Genomic DNA, 15,433 nt, shown 5'->3' with positions numbered 1-15,433 from the left:
GCCTGTGCATCCGTCAGCGCCGGATACGCCGATTCAGTGATCGTCAGCAACATCGGATGCCCGTATTCGCCGGCCCCCGTGTGCAAGTCGAAACAAAGATCCGCAAGGTATTGAAGATCGCCAAGGAACCGATCTCCATGGAAACCCCGATCGGTGATGACGAAGACTCCCATCTGGGCGACTTCATCGAAGACTCGACCATGCAGTCGCCAATCGATGTCGCCACCGTTGAGAGCCTCAAGGAAGCGACCCGCGAAGTACTGTCCGGCCTCACTGCCCGTGAAGCCAAGGTACTGCGCATGCGCTTCGGTATCGACATGAACACCGACCATACCCTCGAAGAGGTTGGCAAGCAGTTCGACGTAACCCGTGAGCGGATTCGTCAGATTGAAGCCAAGGCGCTGCGCAAGTTGCGCCACCCGACGCGAAGCGAGCATCTGCGCTCCTTCCTCGACGAGTGATCACAGAACCCCCGGCCCAGGCCGGGGGTTTTGTTTTATGCAGATAAATACCCCCCTCGCCCCACTGCCCAGCGATTGCCCGTCTACACTCGAAGCATTCCCCGAGCCATAACGAGACCGTTATGCCCAGACTGCCGACCGTGCTCTTTTTGCTGTCGCTGATAACCTGGACCGCAACGGCTGGCGCGCTGACTCTGACCGACGAAGAACGTAGCTGGCTTGCGGCACACCCGGACTTGCGCCTGGGTGTCGATGCGTCCTGGCCGCCCTTCGAGTTTCGCGACGACCAGGGACGTTACCAGGGCCTTGCAGCAGACTACATCGACCTGATCCGCCGTCGCCTGGCCATCAAGCTCACCCCCATCGAGCCCGTGAGCTGGACGCAGGTACTGGAGCAGGCCAGACAGGACAAGCTGGACCTGTTGCCGGGCATCATGTCGACGCCCGAACGCCAGGCATTCCTGTCGTTCACCCGCCCCTATCTGGATTTTCCGATCGTCATTCTGGCCCACGTCGGCGGCGCGCAACCGCGCAAAATCGCGGATTTGTACGGGTTGAAAATCGCCGTGGTGGAAAACTACGCCCCCCACGAACTGCTGCGCACCCACAACCCCGACCTGAACCTGGTGGCCATGCCCAATGTCAGCTCGGCCCTGCAGGCGTTGGCCACTGATAAAGTGGATGCGGTGGTGGGCGATCTTGCCTCCAGCGTCTGGAGCCTGCGCCAGCTCAAGCTGGAAGGGCTCTACGTCAGTGGCGAGACACCCTATCGCTATCAACTGGCCATGGCCGTGCCGCGGGACAACAAGGTACTGATCGGTATTCTGGACAAAGTCCTGGCCGACATGAGCCCGGCGGAAATCAGTGCCATTCAGGAGCACTGGGTCGGCAACGTCCTCGATCATCGGACATTCTGGTCCGATTTACTGACCTACGGCCTGCCAGGATTGCTGGTGCTGATCACCGTGCTGGCGGTGGTGATCCGGATCAACCGCCGGCTCAGTTCGGAAATCGCTCGCCGAGTCGATCTGGAACAGGAACTGCGCAGCAGCGAATACCACTACCGTGGACTGGTCGAAAGCCTGTCGGCCATTGCCTGGGAAGCGCGGATAAGTGACTTCACTTACAGCTATGTATCACCCCACGCTGAAGACTTGCTCGGCTACCCGCTGTCTCACTGGCTGATTCCCGGGTTCTGGCGCAACATCATTCACCCCGCCGACCTCACACGCGCGCAAAGCTTCTGCGATCACGAAGTGCTGGCCGGGCGCGACCACAGCCTCGATTACCGGGTCATTACCGCTGATGGCCGCTGCTTGTGGGTGCGCGATATCGTCAGCCTGATCGAACATGGCCATGAACCGATCATGCGCGGGCTGATGATCGATATCAGTGAAGCCAAGCGCACTGAAGAAGCATTGCGTCTGTCGGAGCAGAAATTTGCTTCGGTGTTCCAGCAATGCCCCGACATTCTGGTCATCGCACGGCTCTCCGACGGCTGCCTGCTGGAAGTCAACGAGGCATTTGAGGAGCAAATCGGCCTCAGGGCCGAAGAAGTCATCGGCCAGACCGCCACCGAACTCAACATCTGGGGCATTCCCGGCGTGGGACCAGGGTTATTGCAGCGCCTGCAGTCCGGCAGTATCCGCAACCTGGAGATGCCCTTTCGTCGCAGCAATGGCCAGGTGTTCACCGGACTTATTTCAGCCGAACCTTTTGATCTCGACACGACCCCCGCGTTGGTGGTGGTGGTGCGCGACATCACTCAACTCAAGGAAACCCAGCAACAGCTGCAGACTTCCGAAGAGAAATTCGCCAAGGCGTTCCACGCCTCCCCGGATGGTCTGCTGCTATCGAGGCAGAGCGATGGCTTGCTGCTTGAGGTCAACGAAGGGTTCAGCCGCATCACCGGTTTCAACAGCGCGATGTCGGTGGATCGCTCGGCGCTGGACCTGGGCATCTGGGTCAACCTCAATGAGCGCAAACAAATGCTCGACCTGCTGCACAGGGACGGTTTTGTCCGCGATTTCAGTTGCCACATCCGCCGCAGCGATGGGCAGATCCGTCTCTGCGAGGTGTCCAGCCGCCCACTGCCGATCGGCAATGATGACTGCATGCTGACCATCGCCCGGGACATTACCGAGCGTCACCTGATGCAGGAAAAGCTGCAGCAGGCCGCCACGGTGTTCGAGAGCACCGCCGAAGGCGTACTGATCACCGATACCCAGCAGCACATCAGCGCCGTCAACCGTGCCTTCACCGAAATCACCGGCTACAGCGAAAGCGAAGCCCTGGGGCACACCCCGCGCCTGCTTGCCTCCGGCCTGCATGACAGTGCCTTTTACGCCGCCATGTGGCATCAACTGACCGCCGAAGGACACTGGCAGGGTGAAATCTCCAACCGGCGCAAGAACGGCGAGCTTTATCCGAGCTGGCTGACCATCAGCGCCGTGCGCAACCGGGACAAGTTCATTACCCACTTCGTGGCCGTGTTCGCCGACATTTCCAGCCTCAAGCACGCCCAGGCCAAACTTGACTACCAGGCCCACCACGATCCGTTGACCGGCCTGCCCAACCGTACCCTGTTCGAAAGCCGCTTGCAGAGCGCACTCAACAGCCAGCACGAAAACGGTGGCCAGGGCGCGGTGCTGTTCCTCGACCTGGACCGTTTCAAACACATCAACGACAGCCTCGGCCATCCGGTCGGCGACCTGCTGCTCAAGGGCATTGCCGTACGGCTCAAGGAGCAATTGCGCGACATCGACACCGTGGCGCGCCTGGGTGGCGACGAGTTCATCATCCTGCTGCCAGGCCTTCAACAGCCGAGCGATGCCGACAACATCGCCACCAAACTGCTTCACTGCTTCAGTGCGCCCTTCCAGGCCGGCGAACACGAGTTCTTCATCAGCTCCAGCATCGGCACCAGCCTTTATCCACAGGACGGCTGCGACGTCGCCACCCTGATCAAGAACGCCGACGCGGCGATGTACCGCTCCAAAGCCAAGGGCCGCAACCGGGTCGAAAGCTATACCTGCGACCTCACCGCGCAAGCCAGCGAGCGTGTGGCGCTGGAGCATGAACTGCGGCGCGCCATCGAGCGCAATGAACTGCACCTCTGCTACCAACCGAAGATCAGCCTGGACGACTATCGCCTGGTCGGTGCCGAAGCGCTGATCCGTTGGCGTCATCCAACGTTTGGCGACGTGCCGCCGGAGCACTTCATTTCCCTGGCCGAAGAAAACGGCATGATCCTGCAACTCGGGGACTGGGTACTGGAAACCGCCTGCCGGCAAATGCATGAATGGAACCAGACCTACGAAGGCCTTGGCCCGCTGTCGGTCAACCTCGCCGGTGCGCAGTTGCGCCAACCGAACCTGCTGGGTCGCATCGAACAACTGCTCAAGGACTACGGCTTAAGACCCGGCTACCTGCAACTGGAAATCACCGAAAACTTCATCATGAGCCAGGCCGAAGAAGCGCTGGCGGTGCTGCATCAACTCAAGCGACTGGGCGTACAACTGGCCATCGACGACTTCGGTACGGGCTACTCGTCACTGAGCTACCTCAAGCGCCTGCCGCTGGACATTCTCAAGATCGACCAGTCGTTCGTGCGCGGCCTCCCGGACGACCCCCACGACGTCGCCATCGTGCGCGCCATCATCGCGTTGGGACGCAGCATGCAATTCACAGTGATTGCCGAAGGCGTCGAAAGCCAGGCCCAGCAACAATTCCTGGCCGCCGAAGGCTGTGAGCAGATCCAGGGCTACATCGTCAGCCTGCCCCTGCCTGCGGACGAATTCGCGGCAACGTTTCTTCGTACAACCGTATTGGATTTTTCGGATAGCACAGCCGCGAAACCATCGTTATAATCCGGCGCCTACTGAGGGCCTATAGCTCAGTTGGTTAGAGCAGAGGACTCATAATCCTTTGGTCCACGGTTCAAGTCCGTGTGGGCCCACCATATGAATCAAGACCTGCAGCCCAGCTGCAGGTCTTGACGCCAAAATCTTATGTTCCCGAGGTACAGGGTACAGCCCGTACCGACCGTTCTCGGAGAACCATAGGCAACCCTCGTAAAATCTCCCTCTGGCACATGGAAGGCATGTCATTCGCAAGAATGGTTGGCCAACAACATCCAAAACCTTCCGTACCAAGAAGCCCACAACCCAACGTGGCGAAATTTCTAAAGCCAGGAAAATCATCGAACATCTTGTTTCAACCGGATAAAGCGCTTTCGACTGTTGCAAGGGGCAGGCCTGCTATGGGGCTCCGAGCCTTTGCTCAATCTTGCGCCATAGCTCGGGCCAGTCCTGGACCCAGCAACAATGGTGGTCATATCCCGGCAACAGCCACACCTGATTTGAATGCCCGGCAACGAACCGCTCGGCCAGCTCGTGCGGCACCACCGTATCGTTTTCACCCGTCAGATGCAGTTGCTTGATCCCGGCCAACGCCTGGCGATTGTCAGCAGGATTGAGCGAAGCATTCAACGGTGAAACGTGATGCAGCTCGGTCCAGGCACGATGATCAAGGTTACCCGCCACGCTGACGACAGCACTCACATCAGTACGCCGCTCGGCCAGCAACAGGGCCAGCGCCGCCCCTCCGGAATACCCGACCAACACCAGCTTTTCCGCCCCGGCACGGGCTTTGAGCTCACCGACGGCCTGATCCAGACTGTCCACGACCTCTTCAGCAAAACGTGCATCGGTCCAGTAGCGGCGCGCGCAGTTGGATTGACCGGCCCCGATATATTGACAGGGGCGCGCCAGGTACGCCGCATTGCCGATCGGTTGAGCCAGCGCCAGGCGCAGGCCCAATGGGTCGATCGGCGTGGGATCGGCCGAGGGCTGGCTGGAGCTGACCCAGGCAAACCCATCGCCCTCCAGATAGAGGGTCAACTGACGGTCAATCGAGTAAACCGCGGGCGTGAAAGCCTGTAGGCGAAAAGACCGGGTATCGATGGTGACAGACTGCCAATGCCGGGCTTGCACCAGGGCCAGGGCTGATTGTCGACGAACATCAGGGGGTGGGATGGTGCTGCAAGCTGCCAGCAAGAGCAGCAACAGCGTACCGAACAAGGGTCGCACGGACATTCAAACGGGCCGGTGATCGCGGGGCGCACAGCATAAGCCCACCAGCGGCCGTGGTGAAGCCGGATCAGCCCCATTGCAGGGCTGATCCGGCATCGGCTCAGAAAGCCCAGCGTACCTTCAGGGCCGCACTCTGGTTGAGGAAGTCAGTGCGTGACTCGACATCGTAGCGCAGGCTGACTTCAGTGCCGTTGTCCAGTGTATGGGTCAGACCCAGGCCGCCCCGCTCCAGCCACGGGCTTGGGTCCAGACCGCGGGTGGTGAAGGCGGCGGTCGAGGCGCCGGCATAAGCAGAAGTAATCGACGATTGTTCGTTGATCAAATCGTAACCGGCACCCAGGTTGGCGCTCAGCTGGGTGTGCTCGTTGAGGTTGTAGTTGAGCTTGCCGTCGACGCTGAGGATAAATTGCTCGGCGTCATTGCGGTCGACATCCAGGTCCAGCGCCCCGGCACCCTTCTCGTGATAGCCCTCATCACCGATCCAGGTGTAGTCAGCGCGTACCGACGGCAGAAAGGTCAACTGCTCGCTGAAGTGCAGCGCATGGCCAAGGCCAACCCCGATGTGCGCGCTTTGGCTGTTGTAGTCAGCCTTGGCGGTGCTCGAAGCGAACGCAATCTGACGCTTGCCATCGTTGTTGTGCTGGCCGACATCGACCTGGAAATTCACCTCGGTGTCCGGCTGGAGGCTGTAGCTGCCGTAGCCAATCAACTGATAGGTGTCCACATCCAGGCTTTGCCGGGCGATGCTGGAATTGCTGTCGACGTCGGTCCGGGCATAGGCGAATGCCACGCCCAGGCGCAGTTGCTCGGTGAATGCCGCGTCGGTACCGATGGCAAGGCCAGTAGTGTTGGCGTCGAAGCCCGATACACCTTTGTTGTCATCCTGATCGGCCCACGAGCCGAAGGTCTTGATCCAGGCGTGGTTGTCGCTGGTCAGGTCACCGCCGGACAGGCCGCTGTTGCTGTCCTGACGCGCTTGAACCACGTTGTTGATGCTCGACAGGGCGCTGGTGGTCGCCCCCGAGGCGCCGCCGGTCATCAGTGGCAGGGTCTGGGTGACCGCCTCAGAGACTTGCTGCTCGGTGGTCAGACTGACGAACTTGCCGGCCAGTTCACCATTCGGGTTACTGGTGATGACCTGGTCGAGCACCACGGCGGCACCATGGCCGGGGTGGTTGCCATTGTTGTTGACGCTTTGCACCACGGTGCTGCTGGTGACTGGATCCGGGGTGGAGGTCGGCGGAGCAGTTGTGATCGGCGGGGTTGGCGCCGCGGCGGTCAGGGTCAGGTTGACGTTGTTGCCGTCCTTCACCGCGCCAAAGTCGAACAGGATCGAGTTATCCGTGACGTGGAAAGTACCATCGCTGTTTAGCGTGGTTGCACTCAACACGTGCTGCAGGCTGCTGCTGGTGAACGTATGGTTGGGGTCGGTAACGTCGACGTCAATCTTCGCATTGCTGGCCAGGTTGGCCGTGCCAGCGACAACCAGCTTGCCGAAGTTGGCGTCGTCGGCGACGCCGAGTTTCAGCACGCCGTTGGTGCTCTGGGTATAGTCGCCGTGGATCGTGCCGGTAACGCCGGAGGCCAGGCTGACGACACCGTTGTTAGTGAAGCCGTTGCTGACGGTAATACCGTTGGCGAATTCCGACGTTGAGTTGCCAACGCCCATGTTCAGAGTCGCCCCTTGTTCGACCGTGAAACTCTTCACGACATAGGCGTTTTCGTTGGCGAATACCGCGCCGGACTTGACGGAGACATCGGAGTTGGTGGCATACACATCACCGATCAAGTGTGCGTTGGTACCACTGATATCGATGGCCCCGGCGTTTGCAAGGTTGTCGACGTAGATGGAGTACAGGTCACCGGAAATGGTGCCACTGTTGCGCACACCCCCCATGACAGGTTCAGTACCACCTTCACCGAGGTGCAGGCTGATACCGGCATACCGGCCGGAAATGGTCCCGGCGTTATCGACGCCGCCGGTGATTGCACCGCCTGTCTCGAGGTGAATGCCCGAATTGGAATTAGCTACGGAACCGCCGCCGTTGATAACGCCACCGGCCTGGTTGATGACTTTGCCCGCAATGGTGGAGTTGATCAGGAAAAGCCCATCTGAACCGGTCGACGTAATGGTGCCGGAGTTAGTCAGGTTATCGGTCAGCGCAGCCTTATACAGGAGCATACCCACGTTGCTGGTACCGTCGATGGTGCCGGCGTTGGTGATGCTGCCGATGCTCATCACCCCAGTGCCCTGGTAACCCAGGTTGATGCCGCCAATGCCGCGAATGGTTGCACCGGACAGGTTGATGAGGCTGGTGCCGCTCTCACCTTCGATTGCGTGTAGCGAGATGGCATAGTCGTTCCCGCTGGTGATGCTACCTGCGTTGCTAACGGTACCGAAACCGCTGGAGGAGTTCACACCAGGGCCCGTCGAAGCAGCAATACTGCCACCTTGCGCCACCGTTAAGCTGTTGGTGCCCCAGGTCAGATTGCACGTACTCGTCATTGAGTTGGACGAGGTAATCGGGACGTAACCGCAGCCCGCTGTCGCCTGCGCCGAACTGGCCACCACGCTCAACCCCAGCGCTACCAGCAATTTCTCCCCGGTGCTGCGTTTACCCCCCGCAGAAGCCAATTCGTCGACGACTACAAATGCACTGCGCGCATGGCTCCAGATAATACGAAAAGCCTTGTTCATGTTGCTCCTAGATGGTCGGCAGACCTTTTTTTTAATGGCGCGCAGACTAGCTGAAGTACGTTTTACTGAAAACGGGAAACCCATGAAAACATGGCCTTTTTGATATCATTTTGGCCCCATGCACTTCCAACCTGTCAGCGCAGGCGTGACGCCTAAGTAATTACCCTATTAACCAGTGGTACTTTTACTATCCAGTGCCTGCTCGCCGCCTCTTTCCGATTTCTACCAGGAAGCCACTGATCATGATGTTGCATATCCCTCAGGTACTCAGCACCGAGCAATTGGCCGAGTGCCGTCAGCGCCTGTTGCAGGCCAGTTGGGGCGATGGCCGGGTCACGACCGGTTTTCAGGCGGCTCTGGTCAAGAACAACTCGCAGCTGCCCCTCGACTCCCCTGCGGCCCAGGCCGTGGGTCAGGTCATCCTCCAGGCGCTGGAGCGTCACCCGCTGTTCATCTCTGCCGCGCTCCCGCACAAGATCCTGCCGCCGCAGTTCAATTGTTACCAGAACGGCCAGGCCTACGGGATGCATGTGGATAGCGCCATGCGCAAGGACCGCAACAGCAACGGCTATTTACGCACGGACCTGTCGGCCACCTTGTTCCTGACGCCCCCCGAGGATTACGACGGCGGTGAATTGTTGATCGACGACGTCGGCGGCACTCGCAGCTACAAGTTGCCGGCTGGCGATATGGTGCTGTACCCATCCACCACCCTGCATCAGGTCATGCCAGTTACCCGTGGCGCGCGGATTTGCTCATTCTTCTGGTTGCAGAGCATGGTGCGCGACACAGGTCAGCGCCAACTGCTGTTCCAGCTCGATAGCAACATTCAGCAGCTCAACCGCGAATTGGGCGCTGGGCATTCGAACTGCGTGCAACTGACCGGCATTTACCACAACCTGCTGCGACGCTGGAGCGAGGTCTAAGGCTGACCCGCTGCTCCCGGTGCATGGTGCCTGCTCAGGTAGATGCGAGGTGGGCGTTATGAGGTGAGGGTCTGCATACGTTTAGTTCCGTTTACTTCAAGTGTCGGAATTTCGGATGACGCCTTCAGACGTTGTAGGCAAACTCCGAATCGCTCGTTTTGGGCATTTTGCTGCCTTGTTGCGCTTTTCTTTGACGGGATAGTCTCCGGGGGTCGCTGACTGTTCAGTGATCGGGCTTGGAAACCCGTCGGACTAAACCGCAACAGCAACCCCACCGCGATTGCAGACGTTAACGACTGCGAACTCTGTGTTATGGCAGCTGTGCGTGGGACGCCTTCGGGCGTGCCGGTTTATTGGTCCCCGGTTTCCAACCTGCGCACAGCCGCCACCCATTCGCTTGGAAACGAATGTGGCGACTCCTCTAACGCTGGAGTAAAACAATGACCAAAACAAATTCACCCGACTCTTCCGACCTGAAAACAATCGGCTTCACCCCTTTCCTCTTCTGCTCCGATCACCCCCTGTTCCACGTCTGCCGCGACGTCCCCATCGCCGACGCCCTTGCCCAAGCCTCCGATCTGCTGTACCTCGCCAAGTCCCTCACCGTCGACGCTGCCTACGCCCAAGACTCCGACCGCCACGCCTGGGCCGCGCACTATCTGACAACGATGAGTAAAGCGCTGGTCGATGATGTGGTGAAGGTGCTAACGCGACGGCCGGTTGGAGCAGACAACAAAGCCAACCGCTGAATCAAAAATACTGTAGGAGCGAGGCTTGCCCGCGAAGAAAGCTCCGCGGATTGTCAGAATTACCGCGTTATCGTTCTTCGCGGGCAAGCCTCGCTCCTACGGTAGATCGGTTCCAGCATTTCAGCTGTCAGCACGCCCTCATAGGTATCCGCCGGGGTGCCCCACTGCTCCACGAGGGCCATGCGGTCGACCAGCACGACGGCCAGTTCAGTGATGGTTGCGGCCATCGCCTCCACGAGGTCTTGAGTCTGTCGCCACAGCCGATCATTGATCGCCTTGAGCTCGGCGCAGATGCTCTCAGGCGAGGAGTCCGGGTAATCGATGTTGCGCAGCAGGTGCCGCAGCTCCCTGATTTTCGCGTCATCCCTTTCAGCCCCGTGGGCACCCTTGAGGATGGCGATCGCTTTTGATGTGTCGACGCGTTTGCGGGTCCCAGGGTTCGAGGGCAATGTCTGCGCCATCACCCCCGCAAACAGGACCATCATCCGGGCCTCCAGGTATTGCTTCATGGCTTGCATTGACGAAAGGGGCCGCACCAGGTTGATGGACGCGCCGCCCTTGTGCCTCAGGTCCATGCTCACTGAAAGGGTCACACCGCCCGTGGCAAAGCCCAGGGCGCGGGCCACGACGTAGTGGCCCATTTCGTGATGGGCGATCTGCAAGGCGTGATCGCGTACGGCGGATGGCATCTTGCTCGACATGTCCATTGCCTCGGGCTCTATGTTCTCGCATTCGACTACGAGTGGGTGTCGCTGTCCACACGCCAAGGCGATGCGCAGATCCTGTAGGAGCGAGCATGCTCGCGATGGTTGCAGCTGCACCGCGGGGAGTCAGGATGCCCGCGTTATCGTTGACGTCCATCGCGAGCGTGCTCGCTCCTACATACACGCCAAGGCGGTGCGCAGATCCTGTAGGAGCGAGCCTGCTCGCGATGGTTTCAGCTGCACCGCGGGGAATCAGGATGCCCGCGTTATCGTTGAGGTCCATCGCGAGCGTGCTCGCTCCTACAGGTTTCTATTTGGGCAGCGCGTACGCAATGACGTAATCGCCACGATCCGTCGACTGACGTGCACCGCCTACCGTCAGCAGGATGTACTGCTTGCCGGTTTTCGGTGAAACGTAGGTCATTGGCCCGGACTGGCTACCCACCGGCAATCGCGACTTCCAGATCTCGTTGCCGTTGCCGGTATCGAAGGCGCGCAGGTAGAAGTCCTGGGTGCCGGCGAAGAACAGCAGGCCCGACTGGGTGGCGAGCGATGCGCCGAGGGTCGGCATGCCGATGGGGATCGGCAGGTGCATGCGGATACCGAGCGGACCGGTGTCTTGTACGGTGCCGACCGGAACCTGCCACATCAGTTTGTGGGTCTTGAGGTCGATGGCGGACATGGTGCCGAACGGCGGCTTCTGGCACGGAATGCCCGCCGCCGACAGGAAGCGCTCGCGCATGGCGCCGAACGGCGTGCCTTCCTGCGGCACCACGCCCATTTCGATACCACTGGCCCCGGCACCGATCTTCTCGCGCGGGATCATGTAGTTGGCCAGGCCCAGGCGCATGTCGTTGACGAACATGTAGTGGGTGTTCGGATCCACCGAAACGCTGCCCCAGTTCATGCCGCCCAGTGACCCCGGGAATTGCAGGGCGCGGTCCATGCCTGGCGGCGTGTAGACGCCTTCGTGGCGCATGCCTTTGAACTGGATGCGGCACATCAACTGGTCGAACGGTGTGGCGCCCCACATGTCCGATTCAGTCAGGGTCTTGTTGCCGATGGACGGCATGTCCACCGAGAACGGCTGGGTCGGCGAGTAGCGTTCGCCCGGCACGTGACCTTGCGGCACTGGGCGCTCTTCGACCCGTGCGATAGGCACACCGGTTTCGCGGTTGAGCAGGAAGATCTCACCCTGCTTGGTGACTTGCGCCAGGGCTGGCTGCATGCCGCCCTTGTCGTCCGGCACGTCGTACAGCAGCGGTTGTGCCGGCAGGTCGAAGTCCCACAGGTCGTGGTGAGTGGTCTGGAAGTGCCAGCGCACCTGCCCGGTCTTCACGTCGAGGGCGACGATGGACGAGTTCCACTTGTCGTCGAATTCGGTGCGCTGACCGCCGAAGAAGTCTGGCGTTGCGTTACCGGTGGGCAGGTAGACCAGCCCGAGCTTGGCGTCGTAGGACATCGCCGACCACACGTTCGGCGTACCCCGGGTGTAAGTCTCACCGGCCGGCGGGCGTTTGGTGGTGTTCGGGTTACCTGGATCCCACGCCCACACCAGTTCGCCACTGCGCACATCGTAGGCACGGACCACGCCTGGCGGCTCGCCCGTGGAGTAGTTATCGGCCACGCGACCACCGACGATCACCACATTCCCGGCCACCAACGGCGTCGAGGTCTGCTGGTAGTAACCGGGCTTCACTTCGCCCATGTCGGTGGTCAGATCGACGGTGCCTTTGTTGCCGAACTCTTCGCAGGGCTTGCCGGTTTCGGCATTGATGGCGATCAGACGCGCATCGCCGGTCGGCAGAAACAGACGTTTCGTACAGGCGCTTGGCTGATTGTCCGAAGTGGCAGGGGTTTCGGAATACCCCAGGCCACGGCAACGCTGCCAGTTTGGCGCTGTACCTTGCGGGTCGAATTTCCAGCGCTGAGTGCCGGTGTCGGCATCCAGTGCAAACACTTTGCCGTAGGCGGTGCAGGTGTAGACCGTGTCGCCGATTTGCAGCGGCGTGTTCTGGTCTTCAGCGCCGGCACCGGTGCTTTGCGGAATGTCGCCGGTGCGGAAGGTCCACGCGACTTGCAACTTGTCGATGTTGCCTTTGTTGATCTGGTCCAGCGCGGCAAAGCGATTGCCTGCGGTGGTGTTGCCCCAATGCGCCCAGTCCTTTTGCTCGGTACCCGGCTTAACAGGCGTGACCGCAGGCTCGATTCCGGCCTTGACCACATGGGTCGGCACGAACATGTAGGCCAGGGTCGCGACCACGCCAACGCCGAGGATGCCGGCCAGACCATAAGCACCACGCCCGCTGGTTGCGCCCGAAGCACGGACCAGAGTCGGATAGATCAGCGCGACGACCAAACCGATCACGGCGAAGGTCAGCACGCGCGACACCAGCGGCCAGTATTCGAAACCGGCATCCCATACGGCCCAGATTGCCGTCAGGATCAGCGCCAGGCCGTAAAGCCACGCACCTTGCGGTTTGCGGCGAGCAATCTGCAGCCCGCTGACCAGCATCGCCAGGCCCATCAGCAGGAAGTACTTGCTGCCGCCGAGGGCGATCAGATAACCACCGCCACCGGCCAGGCCAAGCCCGATCAGGGCAATCAGGATGCCCAGCCCCGCCAACAGCCACTTGCTGCCGGCGGCAGCCCCAGAATTGTTCATGTCGGAAATTTTCCCCATTTGTGACAAGGGCCAAATAATGTACTACCTAGTTACTTATGGCAATTTGTCGCAGCAACCAATGTCATGAACGGTACTGAAAGCGGCCCTATCAACCACCGCAAGCGTGGTGCTGCATGAGCCTGTAACATGCCTGTTCACTGATCCGTGCCGCTGGAGATGCCCTTTTGCCTGACACTCGCCCGCCCGTTCTCGATGAAATCGATCGCCAGTTGATCGCCGCCCTGCAAATCAACGCCCGCGAAAGCGTGGCCATGCTCGCCCGGCAACTGGGCATCGCCCGCACCACGGTCACCTCACGGCTGGCGCGGCTGGAAAAAACCAAAGTGATCACCGGTTATGGCGTGCGCCTGGGACAGCGCGTAGTGGATGGCGGATTGCAGGCGTATGTGGGGATCACTGTGCAACCGCGCTCCGGCAAGGAGGTGTTGCGACGGCTGAGCGCCATGGCGCAAGTGCAGCAGTTGTGTGCGGTGAGTGGCGAATTTGATTACGTGGCGTGGCTGCGCACCGATTCGCCGGAGCAGCTGGATCAGTTGCTGGATCAGATCGGCAGTGTGGATGGGGTGGAGAAGACCACGACTTCGATCATCCTGAGCAGCAAGATTGATCGGGGGCAGCCGGTTTGAACACCGGTCAATGTGGGAGCGAGCCTGCTCGCGATGAGGCCGTGTCAGCCAACGCGGGTGTTGATTGACACTACACAATCGCGAGCAGGCTCGCTCCCACATTTTGGTCAGTATGCTTAGCAATTTCGTCACATTGATAAAAAACCATTCATAACGACGACACTTTGCGTCTTATTAACGTGTTCTACGCTCTCTAGAATGACCGGCATTCTTTCCTATACTCAGACGCGCATCCTGCGTCGGGTCGCCAGCAAGGTCAGCCATGAACAAGAACAATCGCCATCCTGCAGACGGTAAAAAACCAGTCACCATTTTCGGTCCGGACTTTCCTTTCGCCTTCGACGACTGGATCGAGCACCCGGCCGGCCTGGGCAGCATTCCCGAGCAGCATCACGGGGCCGAGGTGGCGATTGTCGGCGCCGGTATCGCGGGTCTTGTAGCCGCTTACGAACTGATGAAGCTGGGCCTCAAACCGGTGGTCTACGAGGCGTCGAAACTGGGTGGTCGCCTGCGCTCGCAGGCGTTCAACGGCACCGACGGCATCGTCGCCGAGCTGGGCGGCATGCGCTTCCCGGTGTCGTCCACCGCCTTCTATCACTACGTCGACAAGCTCGGCCTGCAAACCAAGCCCTTCCCGAACCCGTTGACGCCTGCTTCGGGCAGCACCGTGATCGACCTGGAAGGCAAAACCCATTACGCACAGAAACTGGCGGATCTTCCTGCACTGTTCCAGGAAGTGGCCGACGCCTGGGCCGATGCCCTGGAAGCCGGCTCGCAGTTCTCGGATATCCAGCAAGCGATCCGTGACCGCGATGTGCCACGCCTGAAAGAGCTGTGGAACACCCTGGTGCCGCTGTGGGATGACCGCACCTTCTACGACTTCGTCGCAACGTCCAAAGCCTTTGCCAAACTGTCGTTCCATCACCGTGAAGTATTCGGTCAGGTCGGTTTCGGTACCGGCGGCTGGGACTCCGATTTCCCCAACTCGATGCTGGAAATTTTCCGCGTGGTGATGACCAACTGCGACGACCACCAGCACCTGGTGGTCGGCGGTGTGGAACAGGTGCCGCAAGGCATCTGGCGCCACGTGCCGGAGCGCTGCGTGCACTGGCCGCAAGGCACCAGCCTCAAGTCGCTGCACAAGGGCGCGCCACGCTCGGGCGTGAAGAAAATCGCCCATGCACCGGGCGGCCGCTTCGCCGTCACCGACTACAACGGCGACACCCGCGAATACGCTGCGGTACTCACCACCTGCCAGAGTTGGCTGCTGACCACCCAGATCGAATGCGACGAGACCCTGTTCTCGCAAAAGATGTGGATGGCCCTGGACCGCACCCGCTACATGCAATCGTCGAAAACCTTCGTGATGGTCGACCGGCCGTTCTGGAAGGACAAGAGCAGGCTGCTGACAAAGGGCATGCGCTCGCGCCGCGCCTGTTGCACGTCGCGCTGTTTTACCGAGATACGCTGCTCGTGCCACCAGCACAGCA

Annotated in this window: 10 protein-coding genes, 1 tRNA gene and 1 pseudogene; 8 read left to right on the top strand and 4 right to left on the bottom strand. The window is 60.3% G+C overall.

Annotation, left to right across the window (positions count from 1 at the left end):
* From ACQKP2_RS28920 to ACQKP2_RS28905, 4 genes and pseudogenes are all read left to right on the top strand, one after another.
* Window positions 1-461, top strand: a 461-nt coding sequence (locus ACQKP2_RS28920) for a sigma-70 family RNA polymerase sigma factor (RefSeq protein ID WP_427581600.1), incomplete at its 5' end; no start/stop codon positions are given.
* 122 nt (window positions 462-583) lie between these two features.
* The gene (locus ACQKP2_RS28915) at window positions 584-4,330 is read left to right on the top strand and encodes a bifunctional diguanylate cyclase/phosphodiesterase (protein ID WP_427581597.1); all 3,747 of its coding nucleotides are present in this window, start codon (window positions 584-586) and stop codon (window positions 4,328-4,330) included.
* A gap of 15 nt (window positions 4,331-4,345) precedes the next feature.
* Window positions 4,346-4,422: transfer RNA gene (locus ACQKP2_RS28910), tRNA-Ile, on the top strand.
* Between the two features lie 103 nt (window positions 4,423-4,525).
* Window positions 4,526-4,673 (top strand): annotated as a pseudogene (locus ACQKP2_RS28905) (site-specific integrase); the annotation flags it as partial.
* 47 nt (window positions 4,674-4,720) lie between these two features.
* On the opposite strand, the gene ACQKP2_RS28900 reads toward ACQKP2_RS28905, so the two are convergent.
* Both ACQKP2_RS28900 and ACQKP2_RS28895 read right to left on the bottom strand, forming a co-directional pair.
* Window positions 4,721-5,557 carry an alpha/beta hydrolase family protein gene (locus ACQKP2_RS28900; RefSeq protein ID WP_427581595.1) on the bottom strand — a complete coding sequence of 279 codons (837 nt, stop codon included), beginning with the start codon at window positions 5,555-5,557 and terminating at the stop codon, window positions 4,721-4,723.
* Window positions 5,558-5,654: 97 nt separating this feature from the next.
* Entirely contained in the window at window positions 5,655-8,252 is a 2,598-nt protein-coding gene (locus tag ACQKP2_RS28895; RefSeq protein ID WP_427581593.1) for an autotransporter outer membrane beta-barrel domain-containing protein, read from the bottom strand.
* A gap of 242 nt (window positions 8,253-8,494) precedes the next feature.
* Here ACQKP2_RS28895 and ACQKP2_RS28890 point away from each other — a divergent pair, with 242 nt between their 5' ends.
* A complete protein-coding gene (locus ACQKP2_RS28890; protein WP_427581591.1) occupies window positions 8,495-9,178 on the top strand; it encodes a Fe2+-dependent dioxygenase in 684 nt (227 codons plus the stop codon).
* Between the two features lie 440 nt (window positions 9,179-9,618).
* On the top strand, window positions 9,619-9,927 hold the full coding sequence (locus tag ACQKP2_RS28885) for a DUF3077 domain-containing protein (protein WP_427581589.1): 309 nt from the start codon (window positions 9,619-9,621) through the stop codon (window positions 9,925-9,927).
* 59 nt (window positions 9,928-9,986) lie between these two features.
* Here ACQKP2_RS28885 and ACQKP2_RS28880 read toward each other — a convergent pair whose 3' ends face one another.
* Window positions 9,987-10,628, bottom strand: coding sequence for a peptidase M41 (locus ACQKP2_RS28880; RefSeq protein WP_427581601.1), 642 nt, complete (start codon window positions 10,626-10,628; stop codon window positions 9,987-9,989).
* Between the two features lie 313 nt (window positions 10,629-10,941).
* Window positions 10,942-13,296, bottom strand: coding sequence for a glucose/quinate/shikimate family membrane-bound PQQ-dependent dehydrogenase (locus ACQKP2_RS28875; protein ID WP_427581587.1), 2,355 nt, complete (start codon window positions 13,294-13,296; stop codon window positions 10,942-10,944).
* 185 nt (window positions 13,297-13,481) lie between these two features.
* On the opposite strand from ACQKP2_RS28875, the gene ACQKP2_RS28870 reads away from it, so the two are divergent.
* Window positions 13,482-13,943 (top strand): Lrp/AsnC family transcriptional regulator, encoded by a 462-nt coding sequence (locus ACQKP2_RS28870; RefSeq protein WP_090179061.1) that lies wholly within the window; start codon window positions 13,482-13,484, stop codon window positions 13,941-13,943.
* Between the two features lie 262 nt (window positions 13,944-14,205).
* Window positions 14,206-15,433, top strand: a 1,228-nt coding sequence (locus tag ACQKP2_RS28865) for a flavin monoamine oxidase family protein (RefSeq protein ID WP_427581585.1), incomplete at its 3' end; no start/stop codon positions are given.

The organism is Pseudomonas sp. NPDC089569 (assembly GCF_050280625.1).
In the GTDB taxonomy this organism is placed as follows: Bacteria; Pseudomonadota; Gammaproteobacteria; order Pseudomonadales; family Pseudomonadaceae; genus Aquipseudomonas.
This window is presented reverse-complemented; position numbering and strand designations above follow the sequence as displayed.